Below are 15,048 nucleotides of genomic sequence, written 5' to 3'. Positions count from 1 at the left end.
TGGTTTACCGAAGCCGCCTAACTTCAACTTCCGGGCTCTTGGCCTGATCCGCCGCCAGAACCGCAAGCCGCTCGGACGGGCTGCCGCCTCCGATCACACGCCGACCAACGATGAGAGGACTCCGTGTGATGTGATCAGTCGGATCGGCTGCGGCTCCGCCGCGAGATGAGGAGAAGAGGTAGGATCGAAGCGGATCCAACTCGACCACCCCCGTGGGTGCAATCGCGACTCCCACCGTCACCTGATGCACGTCGGTCCGATCAGCAAGTCCGGTTCCGGTCGCGCTCGTCAATTGGAACGCATCAGTTACGGGAGTAAACGTAACTCCTGGAACAGCAGACGCGGACACCGTCGTGGTGAAGGTGAGCTTGTCAGCCATGGTAGGAGGACTGCCGCCGACGCCCGGCTTGGCATCACCGCCTGCCAAATTGGCGAACAGCGTCAGGTTGATGAAGTCTTCGATAACAGCATCGATGCCTATGTGCCCCGCAATCGGATAAATGTAGTTTGGACCGACGACTTTTCCTACACAATACGCTTCAGGTACCTTTGTCAGCAGACCGCTGAAAGTATCCGTCGCTGTGAATGTGCGCTGGTTTACCCGCGCTCTGTTGGCTGAACCGTGCAGACCGAGCGTGTATTGCGAATTGGTAAGAGGCTTGAGAAAGTTCACGTCGGTCGAAAGGTTATTATCCTCCGTCATGGTGAGGTCGAAACTATAAGCGAGCCCAGCGTCGTAAAACAGTTTCGCAGCGGAGCGCACACGAACAAGAGCCGCGCCCTTGAATAGATCGTAGTGGAAGTCTTTTATCGAGGCCGGCTCTTTCTCGTATTGCAGGGCAAGGTCTTCGGCCGTCGGGACTTTAGGACCGATCTGGTGCAGCCACTTGATGACAAACCGTCGAAGTGTATCGCGGCTTTCGCATCGAATTTGGCGAACGATGTGATAGGTTTTGACGCCTGTCACGTCTTCGGGCAATGGGTGGATCGCGCAACCTGTAGACATGAGAGACAGGATTGCGGCGGCAGCGAAAAAGCTCCGCTTCATCACAATAGCCTCCGCTCAGCCGCGCACATCAAGCACGGATGCGCTGTTACTTTATCAAAATCTTAAGTTGCACCCTCCTGCGCCAGCAGTCCAGCAGATGCCAATGAGATTCTGGAACTGTTGCCAAAAAGGCACTTAGCGCGAAGACGGCCGAAGCAAAAATTGTGGCTCTAAGGGCACTGAGCAGCCGACCTGCCCTTCACGACGGCCGCTTGCGCTTATGGGCGAAGGGGTTGGCCTTCTCGCGCAAGGTGATGCGCACCGGCGTGCCAGGCAGATCGAAAGCCTCGCGCATGGAATTGGTCAAATAGCGCAGGTACGACTGCGGCACCGCGTCGGCACGCGAGCAGAACAGCACGAAGCTCGGCGGCCGCGCCTTGGTCTGCGTGATGTAGTTCAGCTTCAGCCTGCGGCCGGACACAGCCGGCGGCGGATTGGCCTGGACCGCCTGCTCGAACCAGCGATTGAGCGCTGACGTCGACACGCGTCTGTTCCAGACCGCGTAAGCGTCCTGGATCGCCTGCATCAGGCGATCGATGCCCTCGCCCATCAGGCCTGATACCGCGACGATCGGCACGCCCTTGACCTGCGGCAGCCAGTGGTCGGCGTCGCGGCGCAGGCCCGAGATCGCGCCGCCGCCCTTGGTCTCCATCAGGTCCCATTTGTTGGCGGCGAGCACGAGCGCGCGGCCCTCGCGCTCGACCAGATCGGCAATGCGCAGATCCTGCTCCTCGAAGCGGTTCTGCGTATCCATCATCAGCACGACGACTTCGGCAAAGCGCACCGCGCGCAGCGCGTCGGCGACCGAGAGCTTTTCGAGCTTCTCCTCGATGCGCGAGCGACGCCGCAGGCCGGCGGTGTCGAACACGCGAAATTCGCGGCCCTTCCAGTTGATCTCGACCGCGATGGAGTCGCGCGTGGTGCCGGCCTCCGGGCTCGTCAGCAGGCGCTCCTCGCCGAGCAAATGGTTGATCAGCGTCGACTTGCCGGCATTCGGCCGGCCGACGATGGCGACCCGGATCGGGCGCGTCGCGGCCTCTTCCTCGGAGAGCGGCGCGTCGTCCTCGTCCTCATCCTCCTCGACGGGCTCCGGCATCAGCTTGGCGAGGGCGTCATAAAGCTCGCCCATGCCCTCGCCGTGCTCGGCCGAGATCTGGATGGGATCGCCAAGACCAAGCGCAAAGGCTTCCATCGCGCCGGCATCGCCATGCTTGCCTTCGCTCTTGTTGGCGACCAGCAGCACCGGCTTGTTGGCCCTGCGGGCGAAGTCGGCGAAGGCGCGGTCGGTCGGCGTCAGGCCGATGCGGGCATCGACGACGAAGAACAGCGCGTCGGCCTGCGCGATCGCGGCCTCGGTCTGCTCCTGCATCCGCGCGGTCAGCGAGCCCTTGGCGCCCTCGTCGAGGCCGGCGGTGTCGATGATGGTGAATTCGAGGTCGCCGAGCCTGGCCTCACCCTCGCGGCGGTCGCGGGTGACACCCGGCAGGTCATCGACGAGCGCGAGCTTTTGCCCAACCAGGCGGTTGAACAGCGTCGATTTGCCGACATTGGGCCGGCCGATAATGGCAATCGTGAAGGACATCGGTCATTCGTGCGCTGCGAAGGCCGCGCCTGTCAATGCAATGAAATTATTAGCGCGAGAAGCTGCCGCTCGGCAGCGGCGCCGGGAAGCCGCCCTGCGACTGCTGCTGCGTGCTCTGAGTCGGTTGGGCCTGCTGGACGGGCTGATCGGGCGGCGGCGCGGTGGTGCGCTTGCGTACGATCTTCTGCTTGGGCTGCGGAGCGGCCGCGGGCGGCGCGGCCTCCGGCTGGGCCTCGCCATCGACTTCGCCGGCAGGCGCATCGGCGGGCGCGGCCGCGCTGGCAGCCGGCTGTCTGGTCTTTTTCGCTTTCGCACCCTTCGCCGGCTTGGCCGGCTCAGGCGGCGGCTCCGTGGGCAAAGCCGCAACGGCAGGCGCATTCGGATCGGGCTGCTGCTGTGCGCCCTTGTACATGTCCTTCGGCACACCCTGCTCGAGGCCCGGCACGCCCTCCGGGAAGACCGGCTTGCGGTCGCCTGGCAGCTTCTTCTTGGTGTCGAGGAAATCGAGCATGTCGCTCGGATCGAAGCTGGAGCAGCCGCCCAGCACGCCCGTGAAGGCGATCAGGACGGCGGCTGCGATCAAGCGTGGCGTGCGGCGCATATCGGTGTCTCGTCTCAGCTCTCGGGACCGTCAGCTTTTGGCGACGGGCGGCAGCAGGGCCTGGAGCGCCTCGGCGCGCGAGCGCAGGCCCGGCGGCGTTTCGCCGTCCTCTGCGATCGCGTCGAGCCATTTGCGGGCTGCGGTCGTGTCGTTGTTGCGCCAGGCCGACAGCGCCAGCAACTCGCGGGCGCTGTGGCGGAAGGTCGATTTGGGTGTGGCGGAAGCCTCCAGCCGCTGCTGCATGTCGGCGTAGCTGGCGCTGTCGACCAGCAGGCCGGCGGCGCGGATCTTCGCCAGATCCTGCCACTCGCCGCCGACGCCGCGGTCGGCGGCAATGTCGTCGTACATCTTGGCGGCGGCCTTGGGATCGCGGCTAGCGGCCTCGGCCGCAGCACGCAGCCGCGCCAGAGTGCGATAGCCCGACGGAGCCTTGGCGGCGAGCTCAGTGAAGGCCGTCTCGGCCTCCGCATGCTTGTCCTGCTCTGACAGCTCGACGGCCTTCTCGAAGGCGGCGCCGGCCTCGGCGGCCTTCTTGGCCTCCAGATACTGGTAGCCGCGCCAGCCGCCCACAGCGGCCACGATGAGCACCATCAGGGCGATGAAGTAGATCGAATATTTTTCCCACAGCTTCTTGAGCTGTTCGCGACGTACTTCCTCGTCGACTTCGTCAAATAATTCAGACACTTATGCTAATCCCATGCCCGTCCGGGTGCGCGCGCCACAGCGTTCGCGTCAGGAATCCCGTCCCCCGCGTGGCGGCGAGGTAGCCTAACGATATGGCGGTGGCAAGGCAAAGCGAGCCCGATCAAGGCGTTAACCACCCGGGAGAGCCCGGAAGAAGCCCCTGCCCGGCTCAGGTTCCCAAGTGCTCCCGCAACTGCCGCTTCAGCACCTTGCCATTGGCGTTGCGCGGCAGCGGCTCGGTGGTGATCGCCATGGTTTCGGGGACCTTGTAGTCGGACAGCCGCTCCGCGCACCAGGCCCGCAAGACGTCGCCGGCGACCGGGGTGCGGGTCACCACGACAGCATGGACGCGCTCACCGAGCACCGGGCAAGCCCTGGCAATGATCGCGCTCTCGATCACCGCGGGGTGGCCCGCCAGCACGGACTCGACCTCCGCGGAATAGATCTTCAACCCGCCGCGATTGATCATGTCCTTCTGGCGGTCGAAGACGCGGACAAAACCGTCCGCATCGACTGACCCCAGATCGCCCGAGTGCCAGAACCCACCGGTGAAGCTCTCGGTCGTGGCTTTCGGGTTGTTCCAGTAACCCTTGATGACGGAGGCGCTCTGAATCCAGAGCTCGCCGATCTCGCCATGGGGCAGCTCGCGCCCATCGGGTCCCATCGCGACGATGCGCGCGCCGGGACACGGCAGGCCCACGCTGTCGATATGGCTCGCCGTCAGTTCGCCCGGCATGATCGTCGAGGGCGATGTCGTCTCGGTCGCGCCGTAGCAGTTCATCAGCTTCAGGCCGGGAATCGTCGCCTTGAGCCTCTCGATGGTCGCGACCGGCATCGGCGCGCCGCCAAAGCCGCCGATGCGCCAGCTCGACAGATCGTAGCTGTCGAAATCGGGCTGGAGCAGGCAGAGATTGTACATTGCCGGAACCATCACCGTGTAGGTGACGCGCTCGCGCGCAGCGAGCTTGAGATAATCGGCGGCCTTGAACGCCGGCATGATGATCAGCGCGCCGCCGCAGCGGATCATGGTCGTGATGTTGGCGACGACACCAGTGACGTGACCGAGCGGCACGGCCGCGATCGAACGGTCCGCTTCCGTCAATTGCAGGCAGGACGCAAACACCATCGAGGAATGCACGATGTTGCAATGGGCCAGCATCGCGCCCTTTGGCTTGCCCGTCGTGCCCGAGGTGTAGAGGATCATCGCCGTGTCCTCTTCGCTCACGTCGACGGGCGCGGCGGCCGCGGCCTTGTCAGCGAGCACTGCGAAGCGCGACGCATGCGGGTCGTCGTCGACGGCAACGCGGTGGATCACATCGGGCACATCCCGCGCATCCGGCAGCCGCCCGGCGAGCCCTGCCTCGTGGATCAGGATCTTGGCGCCGCAATCGGTGAGCACATAGGCAATCTCCGGCTTCTGCTGACGCGTGCTGAGCAGAACCGTGACCAGCCCCTCATGCGCGGCGGCAAACAGCAGCAGCGGAAATTCGATGCGGTTGCCCAGCAGGATGGCCACGCGATCACCGCGCTTGAGGCCGAGCTTGCGAAAGCCCTCGGCGATCCGGGCGGCCCGGTCGACGACCTGGCGCCAGCTCAGCCGGACATGACCGCAGATCAGGGCCTCGCCATCGGCGTTCTGCGCAACCGCTTCCGCAATCATCGCCCAAACGCTGCCCGGCCGCTTCACAAAGGCCGGCACGACGCGGTCGCCGAAGCGCGGCTCAAGCCGCATCGACGGAAGTGCGTGCTGCGACCAGTCCATGCGCGCCCCTCCTCAGCTCTTCTTCATGTCGTAGACATGCTCCGGGCCCGGGAAGGCCCGGCTCTTCACGTCGCGCGCATAGCCCGCGATGGCTTCCTCGATCGCCGGCCCGAGATTGCCATAGCGGCGCACGAATTTCGGCGACCGCGGCGACAAGCCGAGCATATCTTCCAGCACCAAAATCTGGCCGTCGCAGGCTGCGCTCGCGCCAATGCCGATGGTAGGAACTGCGATCGATTGCGTGATCTTGCGCGCCAGCGGCTCGGCGACCGCCTCGATCACGATAGAGAAGGCCCCCGCCTCTGCGATCGCCCTGGCGTCATTCTCGATCGGAGCCCAGTTCGCCTCCTCGCGGCCCTGTGCGCGGAACGAGCCAAGCGTGTTGATCGACTGTGGCGTCAGCCCGATATGGCCCATCACGGGAATGCCGCGCTCGGAGAGAAACGCCACCGTCTCCGCCATCCGCGCGCCGCCCTCGAGCTTGACCGCGCCGCACAGCGTTTCCTTCATGATCCGCACCGCCGACTGGAAGGCCTGCTCCTTCGAGCCTTCGTAGGAACCGAACGGCATGTCGACGACGACGAGCGCCTGGCTGGAGCCGCGCATCACCGCGCAGCCCTGCAGGATCATCATCTCAAGCGTCACGGGCACCGTGGTCTCGAAGCCATGCATGACATTGCCAAGGGAATCGCCAACCAGGATCGCATCGCAGTGCCTGTCGACCAGCGCGGCGGTGTGCGCGTGATAGGAGGTCAGCATCACGATCGGCTCGCCATTCTTGCGAATGCGGAGGTCGGGCGCGGTCTTGCGCCTGATGGCGGATTGGACGGACATTGTCAGACCCCTACGACAGGAACCCCGATCACGACAGGATGGAATGCAAACGCCAGCGCCAGATAGGCAACGACGCCGACCGCGACCGCGATCAGATCGTTGGAGACGCCGCCTACCGGAATCGGCGGGCCGCCAGCGTCAGTGCGATGCTTCAACGAAATGCGGTCAAACACCGCCCAGCCCAGGAACGAGCCGAACAGGATGATGGAACCGAGATCGCCATTGGCGAGGAGATGCGCGGCCGCCCACAGCTTGATGCCGGCCAGCATCGGATGTTTCAGCGTCGCGTAGATACGGCCGCGCAGGTATGACGCGACAACCAGGATGACCGCGGGCAGCATCAGCGCGAGCGTGATGTGCTTCATCGCCTTCGGCGGATACCAGACGTCGATCCAGCCGGTCGCACGGTAATGACCAAAGCCCCAGATGATCAGCGCGAGCCCCGCGAGTGAGACGAGCGCATAAAGGATCTTGTAGGTCCCCTCGCCCAGCCTCGCGATGGCCTGCGCGCGCGCCTCGCGTTTCGTTGTGAAGACATGCGCCGCGAAAAACAGCACCAGCCCCAGGATCATGACCAGCAGACCCACGACATCCTCCCCTCAACCAGCGCCCGCCTCTGGCGTAGCATCGATTGGCGGTCGGTCGCAACCGATGCGCTACTTGCCGAGCTGCCGATTGTCGACATAGCGGATCGCGATCGGCCGCCCTGCCAGGGCGCCGCCGAGACCGCTGGTGAATTTCAGCGGCAAGCAGGCCTTCAGCGAAGCATCGATGGCGTTCAGATAGGTCGTGCGGGTGTCGGCCGGGACGCCCGCGGTGGCGTATGTGAGGCGTGGCGGACCGATCAGGCCGCCCGCCTTGTTGAAGCTGAAGCGCACCGACATCTGCATGCCGGCCCGCGCGTTGTCCGCTGGCGGCGACCAGCAAGTGCGCAATTCGGCGAAGAGGTCGCCGATCGTATCGAGATCGTGATCCGGCTTCCGGTATTTGGCGCGGTCGGATTCGGACGGCACGCTGACGATCGTGAGCTGGAGATTCTGGCCGTAAGGATAGTCGATCTCGGGAATGCAGGGCCCGGGCTCGAGCGGGCTGCAATAGGACGGCGTGCAGGGCCGGTTGTCGAGCACGCTGCACGGTTCATGCGCAAACGGGATGGGATTGATCTGGCGCCGCTGCGCGTCGGCGGCCACCGTCGATATCGCCAGCAGTATAAGAAGGAGAATGCCGCGCCACATGGTATGCGAACTCTCAATGCCACTGTGGACGAAAGGTGGCATTCGTCGCGAAAGCGTCAAGTGCGCGCGCGTTCACATGCTCGCGTTTAGGCGGCCTTGGCGCGCGTTATCCCTTCTTCTTGACGTCCTTGACGTTGGTGAACTCGATGCCCTCGGCGCGTTCCCTGGTGTAGCCGAGATAGAACTCGTTCCTCGCCAGATAGACGGGATCACCATCGACGTCGTCGGCGATACTCGAGGTGTTGGCGGCGATGAAAGTGTCGAGCTTCTTGCGATCGTCTGAAGAAACCCAGCGCGCAAGCTGGAACTCGCTGACCTCGAACTCGACCGGAAGGGAATATTCCGCCTCCAGCCGTGCCTTCAGCACGTCGAGCTGGAGCGCGCCGACCACGCCGACCAGCGCCGGTGCACCGTCGCGCGGGCGGAATACCTGGACGACGCCCTCTTCCGACATCTGCTGAAGCGCTTCCTTCAGCTTCTTCGCCTTCATCGCGTCGGTGAGACGGACGCGGCGGACGATTTCCGGCGCAAAGCTCGGCACGCCGACGAAGTTGAAATCCTCGCCCTCGGTCAGGGTATCACCGATGCGCAGCGTGCCGTGGTTGGGAATGCCGACGACGTCGCCGGCAAAGGCCTCATCCGCCACCGAACGGTCCTGCGCGAAGAAGAATTGCGGGCTCGACAGCGGCATGCTCTTGCCGGTGCGCACCAGTTTCGCCTTCATGCCGCGGCTGAGCTTGCCCGAGCACAGGCGCGCAAAGGCGATGCGGTCGCGGTGGTTCGGATCCATGTTCGCCTGGATCTTGAACACGAAGGCGCTCATGCGCGGATCGGTCGCCTCGACCTTGCGCTGGTCGCTCTCCTGCGCACGCGGCTCGGGCGCGAACTTGCCGAGGCCCTCCAGGAGGTCGCCGACGCCGAAATTGCGCAGCGCGCTGCCGAAATAGACCGGCGTCAAGTGGCCCTCGCGAAACGCCTCCAGCTCGAACGGTTTTGAAGCCTCGGTGACGAGCTCGAGCTCGTCCTTCACCGCGGAGACGTCGAGATTGGCGTTGAGCTTGGCAAGCTCCTCGATCTCGATCTGCTGCGCCGCGCCGGTCTTGGCGCCGCCGCCTTCGAGCAGGCGCACGCCGCCATTGACGACGTCATAGGTGCCGAGGAAGTCGCGGCCGCGGCCGACCGGCCAGGTCATCGGCGTGGTGTCGAGCGCCAGCGTCTTCTCGATCTCGTCCAGCAGCTCGAACACGTCGCGGCTCTCGCGGTCCATCTTGTTGATGAAGGTGATGATCGGAATGTCGCGCAGGCGACAGACCTCGAACAGTTTTCGGGTGCGCGCCTCGATGCCCTTGGCGGCGTCGATGACCATGACGGCGGAATCGACGGCCGTCAGCGTGCGATAGGTGTCTTCCGAAAAGTCCTCGTGGCCCGGCGTGTCCAGCAGGTTGAACACGAGGCCCTCGAACTCGAAGGTCATCACGGACGTCACGACCGAGATACCGCGCTCGCGCTCGATCTTCATCCAGTCCGAGCGCGTGTTGCGCCGCTCACCCTTGGCCTTGACCTGACCGGCGAGGTTGATGGCGCCGCCGAACAGCAGCAGCTTTTCGGTCAGCGTGGTCTTGCCGGCGTCGGGGTGGGAGATGATCGCAAAGGTGCGCCGCCGCGCCACTTCAGCGGCAAGCGGGGAACGGGCCGGCGATTCGGCTGTGGTGGTGGCGATGTCGGACATGGCGGGAGCGTTTGGCAGGGAAAATGGGCCGGATCAAGCCTGATGTGGTAATTGCGGAGCCCTTCGGCCAGCCCCATATCGCCGTTTGGGAGGGACGGCCCTCCTATCCACCAGCATATCAGCCGCGGGGACGACCCTGCCTTGAATGGAGGGTCGTCATGGCCTGGAGCATCCTGTTCGTCGCCGGTCTTCTCGAGATCACCTGGGCGATCGGCCTGAAATACACCGAGGGTTTCACCAGGCTTGTTCCCTCCGTCATCACGCTCGCGGCGATGGCGGGCAGCGTCATCCTGCTTGGGCTCGCGCTCAAATCGCTGCCCGTCGGGACCGCCTATGCGGTGTGGACCGGCATCGGCGCGGTCGGCACGGCGACGCTCGGGATCATCCTGTTCGGCGAGCCGGCGACCGCGCTTCGCCTGGCCAGCATCGGACTGATCGTTGCCGGTATCATCGGGCTGAAGCTCGTTACTTGACGAAAATCCTGACGGCCCACCAGGTCAGCGCGGCGACGATCGCCGAGGCCGGCATCGTGATCACCCAGGCATAGACGATCGAGCTGGCGACGTTCCAGCGCACCGCCGAGAGGCGGCGGGCGGCGCCGACGCCGACGATGGCGCCGGTGATGGTATGGGTGGTCGAGACGGGAACCCCGAGGAAGGTCGCCATGAACAGGGTCGCGGCGCCGCCAGTTTCGGCGCAAAAGCCCTGCATCGGCGTCAGTTTCGTGATGCGCAGGCCCATGGTGCGGACGATGCGCCAGCCGCCCATCAGCGTGCCCATCGCCATCGCGGCCTGGCAGGACAGCACGACCCAGAACGGCACCGAGAATTCGCTGCCGAGATGGCCCTGTGAATAGAGCAGCACGGCGATGATGCCCATGGTCTTCTGCGCGTCATTGCCGCCATGGCCGAGCGAATAGAGCGAGGCGGAGGCGAATTGCAGGATGCGGAAGGCGCGATCCACGGCGAAGGGCGTCGATCGCACCGAGGCCCAGGAGACGATCGCAACCAGCAGCATCGCCAGCAGGAAGCCGACCAGCGGAGACAGCACGATGGCGATCACCGTCTTGGACAATCCGCTCCAGACCGCCGCCGAAATCCCGGCTTTGGCCACGCCGGCACCGAACAACCCGCCGATCAGCGCATGCGACGACGAAGACGGGATGCCGAGCGCCCAGGTCACGAGGTTCCAGACGATGGCGCCGACCAGCGCCGCGAAGATCACGTGGGCATCGACGATTGAGGGATCGATAATGCCGGTGCCTATGGTCTGGGCGACGTGCAGCCCGAACACCATGAAGGCGACGAAATTGAAGAAAGCGGCCCAGAACACCGCGAATTGCGGCCGCAGCACGCGGGTCGAGACGATGGTCGCGATCGAATTGGCAGCGTCATGCAGGCCGTTCAAGAAGTCGAACAGCAGCGCGACGGCGATCAGTCCGACCAGGACGGGAAGACCCAACGCAGCATCCACGGCGAGGCCCCTGCCTTAAAGTTTTCGCATGATCTCCGCGCAAACGCGTTCCGCGTTTGTCGCGAAGGAAAACCGCTGCACATTTTTCCGGATCATGCGCTACACTTGCTCGATGACGATGCTGTTGATCTCGTTTGCGACGTCGTCGAAGCGATCGGCGACCTTTTCGAGATGGTCGTAGATCTCGACACCGACGATGAAATCCATCGCGTTGCCGTCGCGGTGCTTGAGGAACAGCTCCTTCATCCCGATGTCGTGGAGATCGTCGACCCGGCCCTCGAGCTTGGTCAGCTCTTCCGTGATGGCGGTCAGCATGGCCACGTTCTTGCCGATCTGCTGCATCAGGGGCAGCGCACGGCCGACCAGATTGGCGCATTCGATCAGAAGCCCGCCGATCTCGCGCATCGGCGGCTCGAAGGCGCGGACCTCGAACAGCATCACGGCCTTGGCGGTCTGCTGCATCTGGTCGATGGCATCGTCCATCGAGGTGATGAGGTTCTTGATGTCGCCGCGGTCGAACGGCGTGATGAAGGTGCGGCGCACCGCCGTCAGCACCTCACGGGTGATGTTGTCGGCATCGTTCTCGAACTGGTTGACGCGCTGGCAATAGACCGGCGTCTCCTCGCCCCCGTTGAGCATGCCCTGGAGCGCGATCGAGCCCTGGATCACGGTCTGGGCATGGCGGTCGAACAGGTCGAAGAACCGTTCTTCCTTGGGCAGGAAAGCGCGAAACCATCGCATCATGGGGATAGACTACCGGTTGGAAATGGCCCGGCCCGGAAGGGCCGTCACGAAACTGTCATAGACCATTTTCGGTCCGCGCGCGTGCCACCTCACGCCCGCGGCGCCGGATCATCCACCACTTTCACGAAGCGGGTAAATTGACCTTAAATCAATTACTTAGAGCGAACGCCGGAAGTAATGCGCGATTTCACCGACGACGCCGCGGCGGAAGGTGAGCACGCAGATCACGAAGATCGAGCCCTGGATCACCGTCACCCATTGGCCGAAGCTCGCCAGATATTGCTGCATGGCGATGATCACGAAGGCGCCGACCACGGGTCCGAAGATGGTCCCGAGACCCCCGACCAGCGTCATCAGCACGACTTCGCCCGACATCGACCAGTGTACGTCGGTGAGCGAGGCATTTTGCGCCACGAACACCTTCAGCGATCCGGCGAAGCCGGCCAGCGTGCCCGACAGGACGAAGGCCAGGAACTTGTACTGGTCGGTCCGGTAGCCGAGCGAGATCGCGCGCTGCTCGTTCTCGCGGATCGACTTCAACACCTCGCCGAACGGCGAGTTGATGATGCGGAAGATCAACAGGAAGCCGGCGAGGAAGCCGACCAGCACGACGTAGTACAGGACCGTCGGCTTGGAGAGATCGAGGACGCCGAACATGTGCCCCTGCGGAATGCCCTGAATGCCGTCTTCGCCATGGGTGAACGGCGCCTGGAGGTAGATGAAGTACAGGAGCTGCGACAGCGCCAGCGTGATCATCGAGAAATAGATGCCCTGGCGGCGGATCGAGATGTAGCCGGTCACGATCGAGAGCACGAAAGCACCGGCGACGCCGACGAGGATGCCGAGCTCCGGCGGCAACGCCCACACCTTCAGCGCATGCGCGCTGCAATAGCCGGCCGTGCCTAAGAACATCGCGTGGCCGAACGACAGCAGGCCGCCATAGCCGATCAGAAGGTTGAAGGCGCAGGCGAGGAGCGCGAAGCACAGCGCCTGCATCACGAAGAACGGATAGACCCCCGTGAACGGCACCGACGCCAGCAGCAGCGCCATCACCGCAAACACGATCATCTCGTCACGCATCGCGCGCGGGGTCGCCCGCAGCGTATCGTCCGTCAAGGCTGTCATATCAGGCCGCCCTTCCCGTCAATCCCGATGGCTTCACCAAGAGCACCAGCACCATCAGCACGAACACGACGGTGTTGGAGGCCTCGGGGTAGAAATACTTGGTCAGGCCCTCGATCACGCCGAGAGCGAAACCGGTGATGATCGAGCCCATGATCGATCCCATGCCGCCGATCACCACCACGGCAAACACGACGATGATGAGGTCGGCGCCCATCAGCGGCCGCACCTGGTTGATCGGCGCCGAGAGCACGCCGGCGAGCGCGGCAAGGCCGACGCCGAGACCGTAGGTCAGCGTGATCATGCGCGGCACGTTTATGCCGAAGGCGCGGACCAGCGTCGGGTTTTCGGTCGCGGCGCGGAGGTAAGCGCCGAGCCGCGTCTTCTCGATCAGGTACCAGGTCGCCAGACACACGATAAGCGAGAACACGACGACCCAGCCGCGATAGACCGGAAGGAACATGAAGCCGAGATTCATGCCGCCCTTGAGCTGGTCAGGAATGGCATAAGGCAGGCCCGACGATCCAAAATAGTTCTGGAACACGCCCTGCACGATCAGCGCAATGCCGAAGGTCAGCAGCAGGCCGTAGAGATGGTCAAGCCCGGTCAGCCATTGCAGCATGGTCCGTTCCAGGATCATGCCGAAGATGCCGACGACGATCGGAGCGACGATCAATGCCGGCCAGTAGCCGATACTGAGATAATCATTGTTCAGCAGGAAATAGGCGACGAAGGCGCCCATCATGTAGAGAGCGCCGTGGGCGAAATTGATGATGTTGAGCATGCCGAAGATCACGGCAAGCCCGAGACTGAGCAGCGCGTAGAACGAGCCGTTGATCAGTCCCACCAGTAGCTGAGCGTAAAGTGCCTGCATCGATCCCGCACCCGGTCCCTTCGGCGTTCCCCTGAAAGTCGCCCGCAGGCCTCAAAGGCCTGCGGGCCGTTATCCTACTTCTTCAACAGCGCGCACTTGCTCTCGGACAGCGGCGTGAAGGCCTGATCGCCCGGCACCGTGCCGACCAGCTTGTAGAAGTCCCACGGGCCCTTGGACTCCGAGGGCTTCTTGACCTCGAACAGATAGGCGCTGTGGATGGTGCGGCCGTTCGGCTGGATCTCGCCCTTGCCGAACAGATCGTCCTCCGTCGGCATCGACTTCATCTTCTCGACGACCTTGACGCCGTCGTGAGGATTGCCGCCGAGTGCGTCCAGCGCCTTGAGATAGTGGCGCACGCCGGCATAGACGCCGGCCTGCACCATGGTCGGCGGCGCGTTGTTCTTCATTTTCGAGGCGAAGCGCTTCGAGAACGCCCGGGTCTGGTCGTTCATGTCCCAGTAGAACGTCTCGGTGAAGTTGAGGCCCTGCGCGGTCTCCAGACCGATCGCCTTGACGTCGGTGAGGAACAGCAGGAGCGCGGCGAGCTTCTGGCCGCCCTTGACGATGCCGAACTCGGCCGCCTGCTTGATGGCGTTGGTGGTGTCGCCGCCGGCATTGGCAAGGCCGATGATCTTGGCCTTGGAGGCCTGCGCCTGGAGCAGGAAGGACGAGAAGTCCGGCGTGTTCAGCGGATGCTTCACGCCGCCGACCACCTTGCCGCCATTGGCGGTGACAACGGCCGTTGTATCGCGCTCGAGCGCCGCACCGAAGGCGTAGTCCGCGGTCAGGAAGAACCAGCTGTCGCCACCCGCCTTCACCAGCGCCTGGCCCGTGGTGTGGGCCAGCATGTACGTGTCGTAGGTCCAGTGCACGGTGTTGGGTGAGCACTGCGCGTTGGTGAGGTCGGAGGTCGCCGCACCAGAGTTGATGTAGACGCCGTTCTTTTCCTTGATGACGTTGTTGACGGCGAGCGCCACACCGGAATTCGGCACGTCCACGATGACATCGATCTTGTCGACGTCGAACCACTGCCGCGCGATCGCGGTGCCGATGTCGGGCTTGTTCTGGTGATCGCCGGAGACAATGTCGATCTTCCAGCCCTTGGCGGTAAGGCCGGAATCTTCAACGGCCATCTGCGCTGCGAGCGTCGAGCCGGGGCCGCCGAGATCGGCATAGAGTCCTGACTGATCGGACAGCGCGCCGATCTTGACGGTCTTGTCCTGCGCGGACGCGACGCCGGCTGCGGCGAAGGTGAGCGCGGTGGTCAGCAGCAATGATGCAATCGACCTGGTCTTCATGCAACTTTCCTTTTTGAATTTTCTCGTTGGCAGTTCTTCTGTTTAAGCATGATCTTTTCGGA

General features: G+C 63.9%; 15 protein-coding genes. 1 reads left to right on the top strand and 14 read right to left on the bottom strand.

The features are described from left to right. Positions 1–4 precede the first annotated feature (4 nt). The 9 genes from BJA_RS20095 to BJA_RS20055 form a co-directional block, all read right to left on the bottom strand. Positions 5–1,048, bottom strand: coding sequence for a hypothetical protein (locus BJA_RS20095; protein WP_038967550.1), 1,044 nt, complete (start codon positions 1,046–1,048; stop codon positions 5–7). 199 nt (positions 1,049–1,247) lie between these two features. Beyond that, the gene (der, locus tag BJA_RS20090) at positions 1,248–2,630 is read right to left on the bottom strand and encodes a ribosome biogenesis GTPase Der (protein WP_011086828.1); all 1,383 of its coding nucleotides are present in this window, start codon (positions 2,628–2,630) and stop codon (positions 1,248–1,250) included. A 49-nt stretch (positions 2,631–2,679) separates the two neighbouring features. Further along, entirely contained in the window at positions 2,680–3,231 is a 552-nt protein-coding gene (locus BJA_RS20085) for a hypothetical protein (RefSeq protein ID WP_011086827.1), read from the bottom strand. Between the two features lie 30 nt (positions 3,232–3,261). Next, the gene (locus BJA_RS20080) at positions 3,262–3,915 is read right to left on the bottom strand and encodes a tetratricopeptide repeat protein (protein ID WP_011086826.1); all 654 of its coding nucleotides are present in this window, start codon (positions 3,913–3,915) and stop codon (positions 3,262–3,264) included. Positions 3,916–4,084: 169 nt separating this feature from the next. Next, positions 4,085–5,677: a class I adenylate-forming enzyme family protein gene (locus tag BJA_RS20075; RefSeq protein ID WP_011086825.1), complete on the bottom strand. Its 1,593-nt coding sequence runs from the start codon at positions 5,675–5,677 to the stop codon at positions 4,085–4,087. 12 nt (positions 5,678–5,689) lie between these two features. Beyond that, on the bottom strand, positions 5,690–6,511 hold the full coding sequence (gene panB / locus BJA_RS20070) for a 3-methyl-2-oxobutanoate hydroxymethyltransferase (protein WP_011086824.1): 822 nt from the start codon (positions 6,509–6,511) through the stop codon (positions 5,690–5,692). 2 nt (positions 6,512–6,513) lie between these two features. Beyond that, positions 6,514–7,098, bottom strand: a complete 585-nt coding sequence (locus BJA_RS20065; protein WP_011086823.1) for an NnrU family protein — start codon at positions 7,096–7,098, stop codon at positions 6,514–6,516. Positions 7,099–7,167: 69 nt separating this feature from the next. Then, positions 7,168–7,746: a hypothetical protein gene (locus BJA_RS20060; RefSeq protein ID WP_028171054.1), complete on the bottom strand. Its 579-nt coding sequence runs from the start codon at positions 7,744–7,746 to the stop codon at positions 7,168–7,170. Between the two features lie 106 nt (positions 7,747–7,852). Beyond that, positions 7,853–9,475 (bottom strand): peptide chain release factor 3, encoded by a 1,623-nt coding sequence (locus BJA_RS20055; protein ID WP_011086821.1) that lies wholly within the window; start codon positions 9,473–9,475, stop codon positions 7,853–7,855. A gap of 158 nt (positions 9,476–9,633) precedes the next feature. Here BJA_RS20055 and sugE point away from each other — a divergent pair, with 158 nt between their 5' ends. Next, on the top strand, positions 9,634–9,948 hold the full coding sequence (sugE, locus tag BJA_RS20050; protein ID WP_028171053.1) for a quaternary ammonium compound efflux SMR transporter SugE: 315 nt from the start codon (positions 9,634–9,636) through the stop codon (positions 9,946–9,948). On the opposite strand, the gene BJA_RS20045 is transcribed toward sugE, so the two are convergent. The 5 genes from BJA_RS20045 to BJA_RS20025 form a co-directional block, all read right to left on the bottom strand. Further along, positions 9,941–10,948: an inorganic phosphate transporter gene (locus BJA_RS20045; protein WP_011086819.1), complete on the bottom strand. Its 1,008-nt coding sequence runs from the start codon at positions 10,946–10,948 to the stop codon at positions 9,941–9,943. The genes sugE and BJA_RS20045 overlap by 8 nt on opposite strands. A 99-nt stretch (positions 10,949–11,047) precedes the next feature. Beyond that, entirely contained in the window at positions 11,048–11,692 is a 645-nt protein-coding gene (locus BJA_RS20040) for a DUF47 domain-containing protein (RefSeq protein WP_011086818.1), read from the bottom strand. Between the two features lie 156 nt (positions 11,693–11,848). After that, positions 11,849–12,817: a branched-chain amino acid ABC transporter permease gene (locus tag BJA_RS20035; RefSeq protein ID WP_011086817.1), complete on the bottom strand. Its 969-nt coding sequence runs from the start codon at positions 12,815–12,817 to the stop codon at positions 11,849–11,851. 1 nt (position 12,818) lies between these two features. After that, positions 12,819–13,688, bottom strand: a complete 870-nt coding sequence (locus tag BJA_RS20030) for a branched-chain amino acid ABC transporter permease (protein WP_011086816.1) — start codon at positions 13,686–13,688, stop codon at positions 12,819–12,821. Positions 13,689–13,762: 74 nt separating this feature from the next. Further along, positions 13,763–14,986, bottom strand: coding sequence for an ABC transporter substrate-binding protein (locus BJA_RS20025; RefSeq protein ID WP_011086815.1), 1,224 nt, complete (start codon positions 14,984–14,986; stop codon positions 13,763–13,765). Positions 14,987–15,048: the final 62 nt, after the last annotated feature.

This window comes from Bradyrhizobium diazoefficiens USDA 110, from assembly GCF_000011365.1.
GTDB classification, from domain to species: domain Bacteria; phylum Pseudomonadota; class Alphaproteobacteria; order Rhizobiales; family Xanthobacteraceae; genus Bradyrhizobium; species Bradyrhizobium diazoefficiens.
The sequence above is the reverse complement of the archived record's forward strand: the minus strand, read 5'-3'. Positions and strand labels throughout refer to the sequence as shown.

What these genes read in the sequence shown, in the direction of transcription:
- BJA_RS20095 (WP_038967550.1), bottom strand. Translation starts at nt 1,048, where the DNA reads ATGAAGCGGAGCTTTTTCGCTGCCGCCGCAATCCTGTCTCTCATGTCT.
- BJA_RS20085 (WP_011086827.1), bottom strand. Translation starts at nt 3,231, where the DNA reads ATGCGCCGCACGCCACGCTTGATCGCAGCCGCCGTCCTGATCGCCTTC.
- sugE (WP_028171053.1), top strand. Translation starts at nt 9,634, where the DNA reads ATGGCCTGGAGCATCCTGTTCGTCGCCGGTCTTCTCGAGATCACCTGG.
- panB (WP_011086824.1), bottom strand. Translation starts at nt 6,511, where the DNA reads ATGTCCGTCCAATCCGCCATCAGGCGCAAGACCGCGCCCGACCTCCGC.
- BJA_RS20035 (WP_011086817.1), bottom strand. Translation starts at nt 12,817, where the DNA reads ATGACAGCCTTGACGGACGATACGCTGCGGGCGACCCCGCGCGCGATG.
- BJA_RS20055 (WP_011086821.1), bottom strand. Translation starts at nt 9,475, where the DNA reads ATGTCCGACATCGCCACCACCACAGCCGAATCGCCGGCCCGTTCCCCG.
- BJA_RS20030 (WP_011086816.1), bottom strand. Translation starts at nt 13,688, where the DNA reads ATGCAGGCACTTTACGCTCAGCTACTGGTGGGACTGATCAACGGCTCG.
- BJA_RS20025 (WP_011086815.1), bottom strand. Translation starts at nt 14,986, where the DNA reads ATGAAGACCAGGTCGATTGCATCATTGCTGCTGACCACCGCGCTCACC.
- BJA_RS20075 (WP_011086825.1), bottom strand. Translation starts at nt 5,677, where the DNA reads ATGGACTGGTCGCAGCACGCACTTCCGTCGATGCGGCTTGAGCCGCGC.
- der (WP_011086828.1), bottom strand. Translation starts at nt 2,630, where the DNA reads ATGTCCTTCACGATTGCCATTATCGGCCGGCCCAATGTCGGCAAATCG.
- BJA_RS20040 (WP_011086818.1), bottom strand. Translation starts at nt 11,692, where the DNA reads ATGATGCGATGGTTTCGCGCTTTCCTGCCCAAGGAAGAACGGTTCTTC.
- BJA_RS20060 (WP_028171054.1), bottom strand. Translation starts at nt 7,746, where the DNA reads ATGTGGCGCGGCATTCTCCTTCTTATACTGCTGGCGATATCGACGGTG.